This is a genomic window from Streptomyces sp. SAT1 (assembly GCF_001654495.1).
GTDB classification, from domain to species: domain Bacteria; phylum Actinomycetota; class Actinomycetes; order Streptomycetales; family Streptomycetaceae; genus Streptomyces; species Streptomyces andamanensis.
In genome coordinates this window covers 5,146,775-5,165,896 of sequence record NZ_CP015849.1, presented here as the reverse complement: position 1 = coordinate 5,165,896, position 19,122 = coordinate 5,146,775, and the positions used below count along the sequence as shown (strand labels likewise).

Sequence of the window (19,122 nt, the reverse complement as noted above, 5' to 3'; positions counted from 1 at the left end):
CGTCCTATACGGATGACCTATACGAGCGACCTATACGCCCGTACTAGACAAGCGTTTAAGACGTGTGTACATTCGTGGCCATGACGAACTCGACGAGCACGACGACCCGGGCCGGTCTCGCCGGCCGCCGCGAATGGACCGCCCTCGGCGTGCTGATGCTGCCGCTGCTGCTGGTCTCGATGGATGTCTCGGTCCTCTACTTCGCCATCCCGGCGATCAGCGCGGACCTGGAGCCCACCGGCACCCAGCAGCTGTGGATCTTCGACATCTACGCGTTCGTCCTGGCCGGGCTGCTGATGACGATGGGCTCGCTCGGCGACCGCATCGGCCGCCGCCGGCTGCTGCTGATCGGCGCCGCCGCCTTCGGCACCGCCTCCCTGGTCGCCGCCTACGCGAACAGCGCGGAGACCCTGATCGCGGCCCGCGCGGTGCTCGGCATCGGCGGCGCCACCCTGATGCCCTCGACCATGGCGCTGGTGCGCACGATGTTCACCGACCCCGGTCAGCGCGCCAAGGCGATCGGCATCTGGTCCGGTGTGATGACGGCCGGCATCGCGCTCGGCTCGGTGCTCAGCGGCATCCTGGTGCAGTACTTCTGGTGGGGCTCGGTCTTCCTGGTCAACCTGCCCGCGATGGCGCTGCTGCTGGTGCTCGGCCCGATCCTGCTCCCCGAGTCGAAGAACCCCGCCCCCGGCCGGTTCGACCTGATCAGCGTCCCGCTGTCGATGGCCGCCGTGCTCCCCGTGGTCTACGGCCTCAAGGAGATCCCCTCCGAGGGCGTCCACCCGCTCTACGTCGCCTCGATCGCCACCGGCCTGTTCTTCGCGGCCCTGTTCGTCCACCGCCAGCGCACCGCCGCCTCCCCGATGGTCTCGCCCGCCCTCTTCCGCGGCCGCGGCTTCGCCCCCGCCGTCGTCCTCAACCTGATCTCCTCGTTCGCCATGATGGGCTCGGCCTTCTTCACCACGCAGTACCTCCAGTCGGTGCTCGGCAAGAGCGCGATGGAGGCCGCCCTGTGGGCGCTGCTGCCCTCGCTGCCGATCGGCATGGCGGCCCCGGTCGCCACCCAGCTGGTGCAGAAGGGCGTCAACCGGGCCTACGTCGTCACCACCGGCTTCGCCATCGGCGCCGCGGGCTACGGGATGCTGGCCGTGGCCGGTACGGACTCCCTCTGGCTGGTCCTGGCGGCCTGCGCGGTCCTGTCCTCCGGCATCGTGATGGTGATCTCCCAGATGACCGACCTGGCGCTGGGCGCGGCCCCGGCGGAGCAGGCGGGCGCCGCCTCCTCGCTGCTGGAGACCGGCTCGGAGTTCGGCGGGGCGCTGGGCATGGCGACGCTCGGCTCCATCGGCACGGCGATCTACCGCCACGACATCCCGGCCGGTGCCCCCGCCCCGGCCCACGAGACCCTGGGCGGCGCGCTCGCCGTCGCCGGACAGCTCCCCGGCCGGACCGGAGAGGCCCTGGTCACCGCGGCCCGCGAAGCCTTCACCCACGGGATGCAGGGCGCGGCCCTCGCCGGAGCGGCCCTGCTGGTCCTGGCCGGGATCGCGGCCACGGCGACCCTGCGCCGGGTGAGCGTCCGGGCCGAGGCGGTCGAGGAGACCGAGCAGGCGCAGCCCGAGAAGGTGCTCGCCTGAGCGCCGGGCGGCACGCGAAAGGCGCCGGGTGAGCTGGGAACTCCAGCTCACCCGGCGCCTTCCGGTGCCTCTCGTGAGTCTCGCCGTCGTCGGCCGACGGCCCCGGCCTCCGGCGCGTCAGACCAGGTTCACGGAACGGGCCGAGGTGGCCCCGATCTCCGCCGAGACCTCCGCGAGCACCCCGGCCGGAACCGTGTCGTCCACGGTCAGCACGGCCAGCGCCTCGCCGCCCACGCCCGCGCGGGCCACCTGCATACCGGCGATGTTGATGCCCGCCTCGCCGATGACCCGGCCCACCGTGCCGACGACACCGGGACGGTCCTCGTAGCGCAGGACGACCATGTGGTCGGCGAGCGCGAGGTCGACGTCGTACTCGCCGACGGCGACGATCTTCTGCACGTGCTTGGGTCCGGCGAGGGTGCCGGAGACCGACACCTCCTCGCCGTCGGCGAGGGTGCCGCGCACCGTGACCACGTTGCGGTGGTCGGCGGACTCGCTGCTCGTGGTCAGGCGGACCTCGACACCACGCTCCTGCGCGAACAGCGGCGCGTTGACGTAGGAGACCGTCTCGTCGACGACGTCCTCGAAGACGCCCTTGAGCGCGGACAGCTCCAGGACCTTCACGTCGTGCTGGGTGATCTCGCCGTAGACCTCGACGTCGAGGCGGACGGCGACCTCACCGGCGAGCGCCGTGAAGATGCGGCCCAGGCGCTCGGCGAGCGGGAGGCCCGGCTTGACGTCCTCGGCGATGACGCCGCCCTGCACGTTGACCGCGTCCGGCACCAGCTCACCGGCGAGGGCGAGGCGCACCGACCTGGCGACGGCGATGCCCGCCTTCTCCTGCGCCTCGTCCGTGGAGGCGCCCAGGTGCGGGGTGCAGACGACCTGGTCGAACTCGAAGAGCGGGGAGTCGGTGCACGGCTCCTTGGCGTACACGTCCAGGCCCGCGCCGGCGACCCGGCCCTCCTTCAGCGCCGAGTACAGCGCCTCCTCGTCGACGATGCCGCCGCGCGCGGCGTTGACGATGCGCACGGTCGGCTTGACCTTGTGCAGCGCGTCCTCGCCGATCAGGCCGAGCGTCTCGGGGGTCTTGGGCAGGTGGACGGTGATGAAGTCGGAGACCTCCAGCAGCTCGTCCAGCGTCAGCACCTTGACGCCCATCTGCGCGGCCCGCGCGGGCTGCACGTACGGGTCGTAGGCGACGACCTTCATGCCGAAGGCGGACATGCGCTGGGCGACCAGGGCGCCGATGCGGCCGAGGCCGACGACGCCGAGGGTCTTCTCGGCCAGCTCGACGCCGGTGTACTTGCTGCGCTTCCACTCGCTGTTCTTCAGCGCGGCGTTGGCCTGCGGGATGTTGCGGGCGGTGGCGAGGAGCAGACCGCAGGCCAGTTCGGCGGCGGTCACGATGTTGGAGGTCGGGGCGTTGACGACCATCACGCCGGCCTTGGTGGCGGCGGAGACGTCCACGTTGTCCAGGCCGACACCGGCGCGGGCGACGACCTTGAGCTTGCGGGCGGCGGCGACGGCCTCGGCGTCGACCTTGGTGGCCGAGCGGATCAGGATCGCGTCGACGTCGGCGATGGCGGGGAGCAGTTCGGCCCGGTCGGCGCCGTTGCAGTGCCGGATCTCGAAGTCCGGACCGAGTGCGTCGACGGTCGCGGGCGACAGCTCTTCAGCGATGAGTACGACAGGTTTCGAGCTCACGTGAGTCCTCACAAATCCAATGCGTGCGGACGGCCGTCCCGACGGCCGCAGGCGGTGGAGTGGGCGGGATGCTAGCCGCGTGGAAGACGCACGACGCTGTGGGCCTGACGCGTTGTTGTGCAGCAGTGTAGTGGCGTCGCGTGCGTCGTATTACGCCGCTGCGGAAGGATCACCCGTCCGTGGCTGGACGGGGTGGACAACGCCGCCGGTCCGCCGTGGGAGACGGCGCCGCCCCGGGTGCGGCGAAGGGGCCGGAGCACCGGCTCCGACCCCTCGGCCCTGAGGCTTACGCCTCCTCGTCGACCCAGCTCATGAGCTTGCGCAGCTCCTTGCCGGTGGTCTCCAGCAGGTGCTCGGAGTCCTGCTTCTTGTACTCGTTGTACCGCTTGAGGCCGCCGTGGTACTCGTCCATCCAGTTCTTGGCGAAGGTGCCGTCCTGGATCTCGGCGAGGACCTTCTTCATCTCGGCCTTGGTGGCGTCGGTGATGATGCGCGGGCCGGTGACGTAGTCGCCCCACTCGGCGGTCTCGGAGATCGACCAGCGCATCTTCTCCAGGCCGCCCTCGTACATGAGGTCGACGATCAGCTTCAGCTCGTGCAGGCACTCGAAGTAGGCGATCTCCGGCTGGTAGCCCGCCTCGACCAGCGTCTCGAAACCGGCCTTGACCAGCGCGGCGGTGCCGCCGCACAGCACGGCCTGCTCGCCGAAGAGGTCGGTCTCGGTCTCCTCGGTGAAGGTGGTCTTGATGACGCCGGCGCGGGTGCCGCCGATGCCCTTGGCGTAGGACAGGGCCAGCGCGAAGGCGTTGCCGGAGGCGTCCTGCTCGACGGCCACGATGCACGGGACGCCGCGGCCCTCCTCGTACTGGCGGCGCACCAGGTGGCCGGGGCCCTTGGGGGCGACCATGCAGACGTCGACACCGGCCGGGGGCTTGATGAAGCCGTAGCGGATGTTCAGGCCGTGCCCGAAGAACAGCGCGTCGCCGTCCTTCAGGTTCGGCGCGATGTGCTCCTCGTAGACCTGGGCCTGGATCGGGTCCGGCACCAGGATCATGATGACGTCGGCCTCGGCCGCGGCCTCGGACGGGCTCACCACGCGCAGGCCCTGCTCCTCGGCCTTCGCCTTCGACTTGGACCCCTCGTGCAGACCCACCCGCACGTCGACACCCGAGTCGCGCAGCGACAGGGCATGGGCGTGACCCTGGCTGCCGTAACCGATGACCGCGACCTTGCGGCCCTGGATGATGGACAGGTCGGCGTCGGCGTCGTAGAACAGCTCGGCCACTGGGTTCTCTCCTTGGTGTGCGGGTTGTGCGTCCCACCGTATGCCGGTGAGGGGGCGGGAAGTTTGCGGGTCTCGGCATACGGGCGGCGGTGTCGCCCGCGCGCCCGTACGCGTCGCCGTGTGTCGTTACGCCGATCGGTCGAGGGCGCGCAGCGACCGGTCCGTGATCGAACGGGCGCCGCGGCCGATCGCGATGGTGCCGGACTGCACCAGCTCCTTGATGCCGTACTGCTCCAGCATCTTGAGCATGGCGGTCAGCTTGTCGCTGGATCCGGTGGCCTCGATGGTCACGGCCTCCGGGGAGACGTCGACCGTCTTGGCGCGGAAGAGCTGGACGATCTCGGTGATCTGGGAGCGCGTCTCGTTGTCGGCGCGCACCTTCACCAGGACGAGTTCGCGCTGCACGGCCGAACCGGGTTCCAGTTCGACGATCTTCAGCACGTTGACGAGCTTGTTGAGCTGCTTGGTCACCTGCTCCAGCGGCAGGTCCTCCACACCGACCACGATGGTGATGCGGGAGATGTCGGGGTGCTCGGTGACGCCGACCGCGAGCGAGTCGATGTTGAAGCCGCGGCGGGAGAACAGGGCGGCGATCCGGGCGAGGATGCCGGGGGTGTTCTCGACCAGGACCGAGAGCGTGTGCTTGGTGGACATGACGGGCGTACCTTCCTGAAGTCCCGGACGGCTCTCAGTCGTCGTCGTTGTCGCCGAAGTCGGGGCGGACGTCCCGGGCGGCCATGATCTCGTCGTTGGAGGTGCCGGCGGCGACCATCGGCCAGACCATCGCGTCCTCGTGGACGATGAAGTCGACGACGACCGGGCGGTCGTTGACCGCGTTGGCCTCCTCGATGACCTTGTCCAGGTCCTCGGGGCGCTCGCAGCGGATCGCGTAGCAGCCCATGGCCTCCGACAGCTTCACGAAGTCGGGGACGCGGGTGCCGCGGGCGTCCGGGTTGACGTCGTCGGGGCCCGAGTGCAGGACCGTGTTGGAGTAGCGCTGGTTGTAGAAGAGGGTCTGCCACTGGCGGACCATCCCGAGGGCGCCGTTGTTGATGACGGCGACCTTGATCGGGATGTTGTTCAGGGCGCAGGTGGTCAGTTCCTGGTTGGTCATCTGGAAGCAGCCGTCGCCGTCGATCGCCCAGACGGTCCGCTCGGGCCTGCCCGCCTTGGCGCCCATGGCGGCCGGGACGGCGTAGCCCATGGTCCCGGCGCCGCCGGAGTTCAGCCAGGTGGCGGGCTGTTCGTACTGGACGAAGTGCGCGGCCCACATCTGGTGCTGGCCGACGCCCGCCGCGAAGATGGTGCCCTCGGGGGCGAGCTGCCCGATCCGCTCGATGACCGCCTGCGGGGACAGCGAGCCGTCCGCGGGCTGGTCGTAGCCGAGCGGGTAGGTCTCGCGCCAGCGGCTGAGGTCGTTCCACCAGGCGGTGTAGTCGCCGCGGTGGCCCTCGGCGTGCTCCTTCTGGACGGCCTGGACCAGGTCGGCGATGACCTCGCGGGCGTCGCCGACGATCGGCACGTCGGCCTCGCGGTTCTTGCCGATCTCGGCGGGGTCGATGTCGGCGTGGACGATCTTGGCGTGCGGGGCGAAGCTGTCCAGCTTGCCGGTGACGCGGTCGTCGAAGCGGGCTCCGAGGGCGACGATCAGGTCGGCCTTCTGCAGCGCGGTGACGGCGGTGACCGCACCGTGCATGCCCGGCATCCCCACGTGCAGCGGGTGGCTGTCGGGGAACGCGCCGAGCGCCATCAGGGTGGTGGTGACGGGCGCTCCGGTCAGTTCGGCCAGCACCTTCAGCTCGGCGGTGGCCCCGGCCTTCAGGACGCCGCCGCCGACGTAGAGGACCGGCCGCTTGGCGGCGGTGATGAGCTTGGCGGCCTCGCGGATCTGCTTGGCGTGCGGCTTGGTGACGGGCCGGTAGCCGGGCAGGTCCGTGACGGGCGGCCAGGAGAAGGTGGTCTGCGCCTGGAGGATGTCCTTGGGGATGTCGACCAGGACCGGGCCGGGGCGGCCGGTGGAGGCGATGTGGAACGCCTCCGCGATCGTCCTCGGGATGTCCTCCGCCCGGGTGACCAGGAAGCTGTGCTTGGTGATCGGCATCGTGATGCCGACGATGTCCGCCTCCTGGAAGGCGTCGGTGCCGATCGCCTTGGAGACGACCTGGCCGGTGATGGCGACCAGCGGCACCGAGTCCATGTTGGCGTCGGCGATCGGGGTCACCAGGTTGGTGGCGCCGGGGCCCGAAGTGGCCATGCAGACTCCGACCTTGCCGGTCGCCTGGGCGTAGCCGGTGGCCGCGTGGCCCGCGCCCTGTTCGTGCCTCACCAGCACGTGGCGCACCCGGCTGGAGTCCATCATCGGGTCGTACGCGGGAAGGATCGTGCCACCGGGAATGCCGAACACGGTGTCGACCCCGACCTCCTCGAGAGAGCGGATGAGGGACTTCGCACCCGTGACGTGCTCGGGCGCGGACTGGTGTCCTCCGGATCGGGGCCGCGGCTGCGGATGGTGGGCCCCGGTGGCCTGCTCGGTCATCGGCATTCTCTTCTCGATGCTGAGGTTCTGCGAGGGTTCGGGTGTCGGCTTTCGCCAGGTTCGCACGGTCTGGGACCGCGGTGCGGCAAGTGTCCGTGCAACAAAAAACCCCTCGTGCCGTGAGGCAAGCGAGGGGAGCGCGCCGGTGAGGGTCGCTGGGGTCCGCGGAGTCATCCGCTGGGTCCCAGCTCAGCCGACGCGCTGTCCAAGTACGAGAATTCGGGTGCGCATGGAAATGACCCTCCCCCCGGCACGCATCCACTGTCAAGTGGGTGGGACGGGAGTCTCATCATGTGGGCGAAGGCTCGCCCCGCCGCCGAAGACGACCGGCAGCTGACCGGCGCGGATGCCCGCCCCGCCGGCGCCCGCGAAGGCCGGTTCGGCCGCTCCGTGGTGCACCGGGTAGTGGCCGGAAGCGAGCGCCCGGCGCAGCCGGTACTCGTCCAGCGGGCCGGAGAACGCCATGCCCTGGCCGTGGGTGCAGCCCATCGCGCGCAGCGCGGCCGCCTGCTCGGGCAGGTCCACTCCGTCGGCCACCGACTGGAGACCCAGGTCGCCCGCCATCCGCAGCAGCCCGCCGGTGATCTTGTGCAGCCGGGCCGACTCGACGACCCCCTCGACCAGGGAGCGGTCGAGCTTGAGCACGTCGACGGGGAGGCGGCGCAGGGCCATGAGGGCGCCGTGGCCGCTGCCGAAGCCGTCCAGGGCGATGCGTACGCCGATCCGGCTGAGGGCGGACAGACGGCGCTCCAGCTCGTCCGGCGACACCCGCGGGTCGGTGTCGGCCAGCTCGACCACGAGCGACCCGGAGGGCAGCCCGTACCGGCTCAGCAGGGCCTCGACGGTGCCCGGCGGCATGGAGCGGTCCACCAGGCGGCGCGCTCCGACGCGGACCACCACCGACACGTTCAGGCCGGTCCTGGCGCGCTCGGCGGCCTGCTCCACGGCCTCCTCCAGCATCCAGCGGCCCAGCTCGGCCGTCCGGTCGCTGTCCTCGGAGACCCGCAGGAACTCGGCGGGCGTGAACAGCACCCCCTGGGAGGAGCGCCAGCGCGCCTGGGCGGCCACCGAGGTGATCCGGCCGGTGGCCAGGCACACCACCGGCTGGTGCAGCAGCGTGAACTCGCCGTCGTGCAGCGCGGACCTGAGCCGGGTGGCCAGTTCCGCCTTGCGGACGACGTCCTGCTGCATCTGCGGCCTGTACAGCTCGACACGGCCCTTTCCGGCCGCCTTGGCGCGGTACATGGCGAGGTCGGCGTTGCGCAGCAGCTCGCCCGCGCCGAGGCCCGGCTCGGCGAAGGCGACGCCGATGGAGGCGGCCACGCGGACATCGTTGCCGTCGATGAGGTAGGGCTGCGAGAGGGTGACGCGCAGGCGGTCGGCCAGTTCCAGGATGTGCCCCTCGCGGGCGGTGCGGTCGCGGGTGCCGTCGCCGACGATGAGCGCGGCGAACTCGTCGCCGCCGAGCCGGGAGGCGGTGTCCCCGTGGCGGACCGCGTCGTGGAGTCTGCGGGCGGCCTGGACGAGCAGCGCGTCCCCGGCCTGGTGCCCGATGGTGTCGTTGACGGCCTTGAAGCCGTCGAGGTCGATGAAGAGCACGGCGGTGCCCCGGTCGGTGGAGCGGCGGCCGGACAGCGCCTGCTGCACGCGCCGGGTGAACAGCGCCCGGTTGGGCAGGTCGGTGAGCGGGTCGTGCTCGGCGTTGTGCTGGAGCTGCGCCTGGAGGCGCACCCGCTCGGTGACGTCCCGGCTGTTGAAGATGAGGCCGCCGTGGTGACGGTTGATGGTCGACTCGACGTTGAGCCAGCCTCCCCCGCTCCCGTCCTCGCCGGAGCGGGAGGCGCCCCCGCCGGAGCGGAACCGGCACTCGATGCGGGTGGTGGGCTCCTCGTGCGGGCTGGCGGCGAGGAAGCGGCGCACCTCGTGGACCACGCAGCCGAGGTCCTCCGGGTGGATGAGACCGGCGAGCTCGGTGCCGACCAGTTCCTCGGCGGGGCGGCCGTACACCCCGGCGGCGGCCGGGGAGACGTATCTGAGGATGCCGTTGGGCGCGGCGATCATGATGACGTCGCTGGAGCCCTGCACCAGGGAGCGGAAGTGGTTCTCCTTCTGGGCCAGTTCCTGGGTGAGGGCGATGTTGTCGAGCAGCATGATGCCCTGGCGCACGACGAGGGCGAGCACCACGGCACCGGCGGTGATCAGTACCACCCGGTCGACGCTGTGGCCGTTCAGCACGTTGTACAGCACGCCCAGCGTGCACACGGCGGCGGCGAGGTAGGGCGTCAGGGCCGCGAGGGAGCCGGCGATGGGCCGGGTGGCCGGGTACCGCTCGGTGGCGGTCTCCGGGACGGGCGGCCGGACGGCCGGGCGCGGGGGCGCCTGGCGCTGGCCGGGCACCCGCTCGGACGCCGTGCGCGTGTGCCCCTCGGTCTCGGGGGCGTCGCCCGCGGGGGCGTGCCCGTCGGCCTCGGGCAGCTGTCCGTCGGCCACGCGCGCGTGGCCGGCCGACGGGTACGCCGTGCCGCCCCGGCCGGCCGGTCCGGGTGAGGACGGGCCCGGCACGGCAATCTCGTACGCGCGCGGGACGGTGGTCTCGTGGGCGTGCGGTGCGGCCGTCTCGTGGTCGGTGGGGCGGTGGTCCGCGGTGGGCCGGGCGGTGGCGCCGAGGCCGGTGCCAGGGCGGTCCGCGGTGCGGTGGTCCGCGGTGTGCGGGCCCACCCAGGGGGCGTACGCCAGCAGCAGTGAGCCCGCGAACCAGCCCGCGTCGAGCAACTGCCCGGAGCGGTAGCTGTGGTGCATCAGCGGCGAGGTGAACAGGGCGTCGCTCAGCACGGTCAGGGCGAGGCCGCCGATCGCGGTGTTCACCGCGGTGCGGTTGAGCGGTGAGCGCCGGAAGTGCAGCGCCAGCACCATGCTGACCAGGACGATGTCCAGCAGCGGATAGGCCAGGGAGAGCGCGGTGTGCGCGACGCTCGGGCCGTCGAATCTGGCCGCCTGGGCGAGCGCGAGGCTCCAGGAGAGGGTGAGCAGCGAGCCGCCGATCAGCCAGGCGTCCAGCACCAGGCAGACCCAGCCGGCCCTGGTCACCGGGCGCTTGGCGAGCACCAGCAGCCCGACGATCGCGGGCGGTGCGAAGCACAGGAAGAACAGGTCCGCGTAGCTGGGGCTGGGCACCGGCTCGGCGAGGACGACCTCGTACCACCCCCAGATGCCGTTGCCCAGGGAGGCCATCGCCGAGGAGAGGGCGAACAGCAGCCAGGCGGAGCGGAAGCGGACGCGCTGGCCCCGGGCGAACAGGGCGCACGAGACGGCGGCGGTGCCGGCCGCCGCGGACAGCCCGAAGTCGCCCATGATCAGCGCGGCCTGGCGGGAGCCCCAGTCGCAGGCGGAGCCGACGGCGTATCCGGCGCACACCAGTGCGAGGGTCAGCTGGGACGCGAGCCGGAGCCGGCCGCCCGGTGCCGGCGGCGGTCCGGCGGGCCGGACGGGCGGCGGGGGCGGGACGCGGCGCGCCGTGTCGGGAGCGGTGACCGCGGAGACGGGCGGGCTCACCGGAGCCACCCGGTCCGCACCGCCGCTTCTCCGGCGCCCCTCGGCCGCGGACGGGCCGGGTGCGGACGCCTTCGGCGGCCACCGGTCCGGTCCCCGCGGCTCCCGCCGTACCGGTCACCGCGACCGGCGCCATGCCGGTCACCGCCGCCGACGCCGTACCGGTCGCCGCCGCGGCCGTCATCTCGGCTGCCGCCGCCGTCGCCGCGGCCGTCACCGAGGCCGCCGCCGCGCCCTTCGCCGTGCGGGCCGCTGTCGTACGCGGCCGTGTGCCAGGGCCTCCGGTGGCGGCTCCGCCGCGTCGGATCGTTCGTCTCGTTCGTCTCGTTCGTCCATAGGCCGTGCATCGCCCGTCGCCCCCCTCACAGTCCGAAATGTCCATCCCCGGCGCCGAATGTGCACGGCGCAGCCCCTGTCGGGGACGATACACCAGTCTCGTCACTCAGGGACATAGCCCCTCTACGCTCCGTGACGACCAGCGCATATGCGAATACGCCCCGCGTCCGGAGGGTCGCGGACGGTGCCCGGAGCGGGCTATACGCCTGCCGCGCCCGTCGTCAGCACCACGTTCGCGAGCGGCTCATGGTTCACGAACCGGTGCAATTGCCCCGTCAGCAGCCGCTCGGCACGCGGCCGGAACGCCGAGGTGGGTCCGCCGACATGAGGACTGATGAGCACCCCCGGAGCCTGCCACAGGGGGTGGCCGGCCGGCAGCGGCTCGGGGTCGGTGACATCGAGGGCGGCGGTGATCCGGCCGCGCTCCAGCTCGGCGAGGAGCGCCCCGGTGTCGACCACGCCGCCGCGTGCCACGTTCACCAGGAGCGCGCCGTCCTTCATCCGCGCCAGGAACTCCGCGTCCACCAGGCCGCGCGTGGTCTCGTTCAGCGGCGTGGACAGGATGACCACGTCGGCGTCGGGCAGCAGGGCGGGCAGGTCGGTGAGCGGGTGCACCGGACCGCGCGGCGTCGTGCGCGCGGAGCGCGCCACCCGCGCCACGCGCGCCACCTCGAAGGGCACCAGCCGGTCCTCGATGGCGGCGCCGATGGCCCCGTAGCCCACGACGAGGACGCTCCGGTCGGCGAGCGCCGGGTGGAAGCCCCCGCCCCACCGGCCGCGGTCCTGGTCCCGCACGAAACCGGGGACACCGCGCAGGGAGGCGAGGACGAGCGTCAGGGCCAGCTCCGCCGTGCTCGCCTCGTGCACCCCGCGCGCGTTGCACAGCAGCACGCCCGGCGGGAGGCGCCGCAGACCGGGCTCGACGGCGTCGGTGCCCGCGGACAGGGTCTGCACGACCCGCAGCGCGCGCATCCGCTCCAGCGGGCGGATGCCGGTGCCGGCGGGACGCATGTACGGCACGACGTAGAACACGCAGTCGGCCGGGTCGCCGGGGAACTCCTGCCCGCCGTCGTCGCCGCCGTCCCAGAAGAGGTAGTTCGGCCCCTTCGGGAGCCCTTCGATCTCCTCCGGCGGAAGCGGCAGCCATATGTCAGCAGTCATGGTCAGGAGGCTATGCCAGGGGCGCGCGCACGCAGAGGTTAGGTTGGTCCACCGAGCAGAGGGAGGGTTACGGCGAGGTGGAGCGCAGGACGATCGGCGCGGCGGCACTCGCGGTGGGGGCCGTAGGACTTGGCTGCATGCCGATGAGCTGGGCCTACAGCACGTCCCGGCAGCGGGGGGAGGAGTCGCTGCGGGCCGCGCACCGGGCGCTGGACCTGGGCTCGTCGCTGCTGGACACCGCCGACATGTACGGCCCGTTCACCAATGAGCTGCTGCTGGGCCGGGTGCTGAAGGAGCGGCGCTCCGACGCCTTCGTCTCGACCAAGGTCGGGCTGCTGGTGGGCGAGCAGCACATCGTGGCCAACGGCCGCCCCGGCTACGTGAGACGGGCCTGCGACGCGTCGCTGCGGCGGTTGCAGACGGAGGTGATCGACCTCTACCAGCTGCACCGGGCCGATCCGGAGGTGCCGGTGGAGGAGACCTGGGGGGCGATGGCGGAGCTGGTGCGGGCCGGGAAGGTGCGGGCGCTCGGGCTGAGCGCGGTGGGGGCGCGCGGCGGGCGCCGGTCCCGGGGGCGGCTGCATGACGGAACGATCCGGCAACTGGAGCGGGTGCAGCAGGTGTTCCCGGTGAGCGCGGTGCAGGCCGAACTGTCGGTGTGGTCGCCCGACGCGCTGGAGTCGCTGCTGCCGTGGTGCACCGCGCGGGGCGTGGGCCTGCTGGCCGCGATGCCGCTCGGCAACGGCTTCCTGACCGGCACGCTCACCCCCGGCGAGGGGTTCGAACCGGACGACCTGCGGGCCCGCCACCCCCGCTTCACCGCCGAGATGATGGCCGCCAACCAGCCGGTCGTCGCCGGTCTGCGCCGGGTGGCCGCCCGGCACGGCGACGGCGTCACCCCGGCCCAGGTGGCCCTGGCCTGGGTGCTCGCCCAGGGCCCGCACGTGATCCCCGTGCCGGGCGCCAAGCGGGAGCGCTGGGTCACGGAGAACGCCGCCGCCGCGGACCTCCGCCTGACCGCCCGGGACCTCGCGGACCTGGGCGCGCTGCCCGCGGCGCGGGGGTCGTGGGACTGAGCGGGAGCCGCTCGCGCACGGATCCGGGGTCCCGGGACGCGGGCGCCTGCCGGGGCGGGATCCGGCCGATCGGAGGCCCGGCCCGGGTGCGGGGGTGTATGAGATGAGGGGGACCGCCGCGTCGAAGGGACAGGCATGAACGTGCGGGCTGGAGCTGTGACCGGGGCGCTGGCCGCCGCCCTGCTGCTGGCGGCCGGGTGCTCGTCCGGGCCGCCGCCGCCCGGTGACCGCGGCACACCGCCCGGCACGGCCGCCGCCAGCCCCTCGCCCGGCCGGACCGCCGGGGAGAGCGCCCCGCCGGCCAAGGGCACCGTCACCGTGCTGCGCACCGTCGCCGAGGGCCTGGACTCACCGTGGGGCCTGGCCCCGCTGCCGGACGGCGGGCTGCTCGTCTCCTCCCGCGACCGGGCCACCCTCACCCGCGTGGACGAGCGGACGGGCCGTACGACGGAACTGGGCACCGTCTCCGGGGTGGCACCGCAGGGCGAGGGCGGCCTCCTCGGCATCGCCCTCTCCCCCGGCTTCGCCTCCGACCACATGGTCTACGCGTACTTCACCTCCGCCTCCGACAACCGCATCGTCCGGATGCTGTACGACCCGAAGAAGCCCCCCAAGGAGCAGCTCGGCGCGCCCGACACGGTGTTCAGGGGCATCCCCAAGGGGTTCGTGCACAACGGCGGCCGGATCGCCTTCGGCCCCGACGGCATGCTGTACGCGGGCACCGGCGAGAGCGGGGAACGCGGCCTGGCCCAGGACACCAGGTCGCTGGGCGGCAAGATCCTGCGGCTGACCCCCGAGGGCGAACCGGCCCCCGGCAACCCCTTCCCGGACTCCCCCGTGTATTCCTACGGCCACCGCAATGTGCAGGGCCTGGCCTGGGACGGCCGGCAGCGGCTGTTCGCGTCCGAGTTCGGCCAGGACACCTGGGACGAGCTGAACGCGATCGTGCCCGGCGGCGACTACGGCTGGCCGAAAGCGGAGGGGAGGTCCGGCGACCGCAGGTACCGCGACCCGGTCGCCCAGTGGCACACCGACCAGGCGTCCCCCAGCGGCATCGCCTACGCCGGCGGCTCGATCTGGATGGCGGGGCTCAAGGGCGAGCGGCTGTGGCGGATCCCGCTGCGCGGCACGGCCGCCTCGGCGGCCCCCCAGTCCTTCCTGACCGGTGAGTACGGCCGGCTGCGCACGGTCGCCGCGGCGGGCGACGGCAGGCTGTGGCTGGTCACCAGCAACACCGACGGGCGCGGGAGCCCGAAGAAGGGCGACGACCGGATCCTGGAGATCCGGGTGACGTGACGCGCGGGGGGGGGAGGTCGGGCGGGTGGGGCGCGGGCCGCGCGCGCTCGGCCGCTACCCGGCGCCCTCCCCGGCTTCCTCGGCCTCCCCGGCTTCCTCGGCCTCCCCGGCTTTCTCGGCTTCCCCGGCCTGCTCGGCTTCGGCCGCGGGTCCGGGCGGGCGGACGACGACCTTCCCGGAGGCGAGGTCTATCGGTCCCCGCCCGGGATCGCTGTCCCCGATGTCCTCCCGGCTCAGCTCCAGCCGCTTCTGCTCGTCGTGGGTGTGCTTGCGGCCCGGTGCGAACAGTTCCTCGAAGGCGTTGAACACGGTCCCTCCCTCCCGGTCGCCTCCACCGTACGTCTCAGCCGGGCGTGGGGGCGGTGAGCGGGTCGCCGGGGAAGAGCTCCAGCCGGTGCGCCACCGCCGCCGCCTCGCCCCGGCCGGAGACGCCGAGCTTCGCCAGGACGTTCGATACGTGCACGCTGGCCGTCTTGGGTGAGATGAACAGCTCCTCGGCTATCTGGCGGTTGGTGCGGCCCCGGGCGACCAGGCGCAGCACGTCGCGCTCCCGCTGGGTGAGGCCCAGGGCCTCGGCGGGATCCTCGGGCGGCCCAGGCGGCGGGGCACAGGTCAGGGAGAGGCGGGCGCGCTGGGCGAGCAGGGCCGCGGAGTCGGCCAGCGGCCGGGCCCGCAGATGCTCGGCGACCGCGTGGGACAGGCGGAGCAGTTCCGTGGCGCGCTCGCGCCCGTCCTCGCCCCCGGTGAGCAGCGCCTCGGCCAGGCGCAGCCGGACCCTGGCCAGTTCGTAGGGGCGCTCCAGGGTCTCGAAGGCGGCGACGACCGGCGCCCAGTCCTCGGGGTCCGCGCTCCCCTCGGCGTACGCGAGCTCGGCGTGCACCCACCGCTCGTACGCCTGCCAGACGGGCACGTTGACGGTCAGTGCCCCGGCGGCCCGGCGGATGCGGGCGAGGGCGTCGGCGCGTCCCTCCTCGGTGGCGGGCAGCCCGGCCGTGCGGGTCTCCACGGTGGCGGCGCTCAGCAGCAGCGGCCAGGCGTAACGCTGGGTGCCGGGCGGGAAGCCGTCCCGGAGGGCGCGTCCGGCTTCGGCGCGGGCGTCCAGCAGGCGGCCCTCGCCCGCCGCGACGCCGATGGCGATGCGGACCAGGGGCAGGGTGTGCTGCGGGGCGCAGTCATGGGTGCCGAAGTAGGCCCGGCCGTCCGCCAGATGGGCGGCGGCCTTGGCCAGCTCGCCGCGGGCGAGGGCGAGTTCGGCGCGGATACGGGCGTGGAAGGCGCGCGGTCTGGCGCTCTGTCCGACCCGCCGCGAACGGCAGGCCGCTTCGGCCGCCTCCTCCCAGCGGCCCAGGGTGAACAGCGACTCGGCGAGATTGCCCCAGACGTACGCCTCGTGGTCGAACCGGCCGAAGCGCCGGGTGTACTCGATGCCCTGCTCCAGCAGGGGCACGGCCTCGCGGGAACGGCCCACGGACTCCAGCTCGGAGGGGAGGTTGACGTAGGAGCGGCCGGCCACGGAGGCGATGCCGTCCGCCACCGTGCGCCGGTTGACCTCGCGCATCTCGGCGAGTCCGGCGTCGACGTCACCCGCCTCGACCCGCAGGCCGCCCAGGGTGAGGCGGGCGGTCATCTCGATCTCCTGGGCGCCGACCATGCGCGCGTACTCCACGGCCCGCTCGGCGGCCGAGAAGGCGTCGGGGCCGGGCTCGTGGATCATGGACCAGTTGGCGACGTTGGCCAGGACCTCGGCGTGCACCTCGGAGGGCGGCAGGCCGCGCACCAGGTCCTGGGCGCGGGCCAGTTCCCGCCAGCCGTCGCCCTGGGCCTTCGCCTGGACCAGACGGGAGCGCTGGATCCAGAACCAGGCGGCGCGCAGCGGGTCGTGGTCGTCGTCCAGATGGCGCAGCGCCCGCTTGATGATCTTCATGGCGCGGTCCCGCTCCCCGCACAGGCGGCCCGCGACGGCGGCCTCGGCCATCAGGTCCAGATAGCGCAGCGGGGTGGTGGCCGGGTCGCAGCCGCACGGGGGGTAGACCTCGGTGTAGTCCACCGGGCGCAGCCGGGCGCGCACGTCCGCGGGGGCGGTGTCCCACAGCTCCATCGCCCGCTCCAGGAGGCGCAGTTGCTCGCTGTAGGCGTGCCGGGCGCGGGCGGTGACGGAGGCGTCGAGGACGGCGGGCAGCGCCTTGGCGGGGTCGTGGGCGTGGTACCAGTAGCTGGCCAGCCGCAGGACGCGCTGGTCGGCGGGGACGAGGGAGGCGTCGGCCTCCAGGGCTTCGGCGTAGCGGCGGTTGAGGCGGGAGCGTTCGCCGGGCAGCAGGTCGTCGCCGACGGCCTCGCGGACCAGGGCGTGCCGGAAGCGGTAGGCGTCGCCGGTGGGGGCTGCGGTGAGGATGTGGGCGTTCACCGCGGCGCGCAGCGCCTCGATGAGGTCGTCCTCGGCGAGCCGGGCCACGGCGGCGAGCAGCCGGTACTCGACGGTGGAGCCGCCCTCGGCGGCGATCCGGACGACCCGCTGGGCGTCCTCGGGCAGGGCCTCGACGCGGACGAGGAGCAGATCGCGCAGGGAGTCGCTGAGGTCGGCGCAGCGCTCGCTGGCGCAGACGGCCAGTTCCTCGACGAAGAAGGCGTTGCCGTCGGAGCGTTCGAAGATGCGGTCGATCTGCGCGGGGTCGGGTTCGGTGGCGAGGATGCCGGCGATCTGGCGGCCGACCTCCTGCCGGGTGAAGCGCTCCAGTTCGATGCGGCGGACCGTGCGCAGCCGGTCGAGCTCGGCGAGCAGGGGGCGCAGCGGGTGGCGGCGGTGGATGTCGTCGGAGCGATAGGTGGCCAGGACGACCAGCCGGCCGGTGCGCAGGGTGCGGAAGAGATAGCTGAGCAGGTGCCGGGTGGAGGCGTCGGCCCAGTGCAGGTCCTCCAGGACGAGGAGGACGGTGTGACCGGCGCCGATCTGCTCCAGCAGACGGGCGGTGAGCTCGAAGAGGCGGGCCGTGCCCTCCTCGTCGGGCCGGCCGGTGCCGCGCGCGGCGGGCTGCTCGGCCAGTTCGGGCAGGAGCCGGGCCAGGTCCTCCTCCTGGCCCGCGCTCGCGGCGGCGAGCGCGTCGGGCAGTTCGCGGCGCAGGGCGCGCAGCGCGGTGGAGAAGGCGGCGAAGGGCAGCCCGTCGGCGCCCATCTCCACACAGCCGCCGAGCGCGACGACCGCGCCCCCGCGGGCGGCGGCCGCCGCGAACTCCTCGACGAGCCGGGTCTTGCCGACACCGGCCTCGCCGCCGATCAGCAGGGCCTGCGGCTCTCCCGCGCCCGCCCTGGCGAGCGCTTCGCGCAGTGTGTCCGATTCGTGCTCGCGGCCCACGAACACCGGACTGACAGACCTGGTCTCCACGGGTCCGAGCATCGCACGGGGGTGTGACAGCGCGGGAGCGGATTTCGGCGCGGGAGCGGATCCCGGGGTACCGCCCGGCACCGGGCGCCGGCCCGGTTCCGGCCGGCCGGGAGCCCGCCGCGCCGGGGCGGTCATGCGGCGCGGGTGAACCGGTGCCGCCCGGGGCCGCCGCTATGCGACTCGGCCTCCGGCGCCTCGCGGGAGGCTGTGCGGCGGGCGGCGCGGCGCCCGCGCAGCGCCTCGGCGGCCAGCCGCTCCTGCTCGGCCAGGTGGCGCAGCTCGGCGGAGCGCAGCTCGTGGAGTTCGTAGGCGAACATGGTGTCTCCCCTGGTGAAATGGTGTCCGGCACCTCTTCTCGCGGTGCCTGAGACCACTTTCGCCGTCCAGGGGGCCGGCCCGCATCGGGCGAGTTCCGCATCTTCGGCGGCGCCCGGGGCCTTAGAGGCACCCGGGGGGGCCTCAGAGCCGCCGTAAGGTACCCAGGCGGCTCTGAGGACGGGTCAGGCCGAGGGCAGTCCGAGCAGGACGTCGGTGTACTTCAGGACGGCCAGCAGCAGCCCGAGGACGCCGAGCGCGGCTCCCGCCCAGGCGACCGACTTGATCCAGGGCGCCTGCGGCTCGCCCGGCGCCCCGAACGCGGGCCGGGCGAGCACCACGACGCCGACGACCAGGGCGAGCAGCGCGAACAGCCCGCCCCACAGCGCGGTGGTGTGCCAGGCGTCGCCGTAGACCTCCTTGATCTGCGTCGCGACGCTGGCGGTGGTGGAGGTCCGCAGCTGGCCGGTCAGCTGTTCGCGCGCACCGGCGACGGTGCCGAGCCAGCTGCCGCTGAGCGACACCAGACCGAGCGCCGCGGCCACGACGGCGGCCGCGCCCTGCCCCACTCCGGCCGGGCGGGGCGCGGCCGGTCCGGCGGCCTCCGTGTCCGCCTCGGCCTCCGCCTCGGCATCGGCATCGGCGGTCTCGGCGGCGGTGGCGGCCCCGGTCTCGGCGGTCTCCGCGTCGGAGGCGGTCCCGGCGGCGGCCGGCGTGTCCTCCGTCGCCGGTGCCCCGGCAGTGGCCGCCGCCGAGTCGGCGGCGGCCGCCCCGTCCTTCGTGTCGGCGCCGGTGGTGGTGCTGGTCTCGTCTGCGGTCCTGGTTCCCATGCGGGCACCGTA

At 73.4% G+C, this 19,122-nt stretch carries 13 protein-coding genes; 3 read left to right on the top strand and 10 right to left on the bottom strand.

Going from position 1 to position 19,122, the window contains the following annotated elements; translation table 11 throughout:
* The first annotated feature begins 80 nt into the window (after positions 1-80).
* On the top strand, positions 81-1,640 hold the full coding sequence (locus A8713_RS22395) for an MFS transporter (RefSeq protein ID WP_064537653.1): 1,560 nt from the start codon (positions 81-83) through the stop codon (positions 1,638-1,640).
* 117 nt (positions 1,641-1,757) lie between these two features.
* Here the strand turns inward: A8713_RS22395 and serA are convergent, their stop codons facing one another.
* From serA to A8713_RS22365, 6 genes are all read right to left on the bottom strand, one after another.
* Positions 1,758-3,347: a phosphoglycerate dehydrogenase gene (serA, locus tag A8713_RS22390; protein ID WP_018569351.1), complete on the bottom strand. Its 1,590-nt coding sequence runs from the start codon at positions 3,345-3,347 to the stop codon at positions 1,758-1,760.
* A gap of 286 nt (positions 3,348-3,633) precedes the next feature.
* Positions 3,634-4,632: a ketol-acid reductoisomerase gene (gene ilvC / locus A8713_RS22385; RefSeq protein WP_064535401.1), complete on the bottom strand. Its 999-nt coding sequence runs from the start codon at positions 4,630-4,632 to the stop codon at positions 3,634-3,636.
* A 126-nt stretch (positions 4,633-4,758) separates the two neighbouring features.
* Positions 4,759-5,286, bottom strand: a complete 528-nt coding sequence (gene ilvN / locus A8713_RS22380; protein ID WP_018568644.1) for an acetolactate synthase small subunit — start codon at positions 5,284-5,286, stop codon at positions 4,759-4,761.
* Between the two features lie 34 nt (positions 5,287-5,320).
* On the bottom strand, positions 5,321-7,168 hold the full coding sequence (locus A8713_RS22375) for an acetolactate synthase large subunit (protein WP_107440686.1): 1,848 nt from the start codon (positions 7,166-7,168) through the stop codon (positions 5,321-5,323).
* Between the two features lie 264 nt (positions 7,169-7,432).
* The gene (locus A8713_RS22370) at positions 7,433-10,720 is read right to left on the bottom strand and encodes a putative bifunctional diguanylate cyclase/phosphodiesterase (protein ID WP_064535399.1); all 3,288 of its coding nucleotides are present in this window, start codon (positions 10,718-10,720) and stop codon (positions 7,433-7,435) included.
* Between the two features lie 531 nt (positions 10,721-11,251).
* Positions 11,252-12,214, bottom strand: coding sequence for a 2-hydroxyacid dehydrogenase (locus tag A8713_RS22365; protein ID WP_173860892.1), 963 nt, complete (start codon positions 12,212-12,214; stop codon positions 11,252-11,254).
* A gap of 77 nt (positions 12,215-12,291) precedes the next feature.
* On the opposite strand from A8713_RS22365, the gene A8713_RS22360 reads away from it, so the two are divergent.
* Both A8713_RS22360 and A8713_RS22355 read left to right on the top strand, forming a co-directional pair.
* A complete protein-coding gene (locus A8713_RS22360) occupies positions 12,292-13,290 on the top strand; it encodes an aldo/keto reductase (protein WP_079159076.1) in 999 nt (332 codons plus the stop codon).
* Between the two features lie 135 nt (positions 13,291-13,425).
* Positions 13,426-14,586 carry a PQQ-dependent sugar dehydrogenase gene (locus tag A8713_RS22355; protein WP_064535397.1) on the top strand — a complete coding sequence of 387 codons (1,161 nt, stop codon included), beginning with the start codon at positions 13,426-13,428 and terminating at the stop codon, positions 14,584-14,586.
* Positions 14,587-14,640: 54 nt separating this feature from the next.
* Here the strand turns inward: A8713_RS22355 and A8713_RS34735 are convergent, their stop codons facing one another.
* The 4 genes from A8713_RS34735 to A8713_RS22335 all read right to left on the bottom strand — a co-directional run bounded on the left by A8713_RS34735 (position 14,641) and on the right by A8713_RS22335 (position 19,110).
* Entirely contained in the window at positions 14,641-14,895 is a 255-nt protein-coding gene (locus A8713_RS34735; protein WP_064535396.1) for a DUF6191 domain-containing protein, read from the bottom strand.
* A gap of 34 nt (positions 14,896-14,929) precedes the next feature.
* Positions 14,930-17,977 carry a helix-turn-helix transcriptional regulator gene (locus A8713_RS22345; protein ID WP_064535395.1) on the bottom strand — a complete coding sequence of 1,016 codons (3,048 nt, stop codon included), beginning with the start codon at positions 17,975-17,977 and terminating at the stop codon, positions 14,930-14,932.
* Between the two features lie 119 nt (positions 17,978-18,096).
* Positions 18,097-18,282 (bottom strand): hypothetical protein, encoded by a 186-nt coding sequence (locus A8713_RS22340; protein WP_064535394.1) that lies wholly within the window; start codon positions 18,280-18,282, stop codon positions 18,097-18,099.
* Between the two features lie 183 nt (positions 18,283-18,465).
* Positions 18,466-19,110, bottom strand: coding sequence for a hypothetical protein (locus tag A8713_RS22335; protein ID WP_064535393.1), 645 nt, complete (start codon positions 19,108-19,110; stop codon positions 18,466-18,468).
* Between the last annotated feature and the right edge of the window lie 12 nt (positions 19,111-19,122).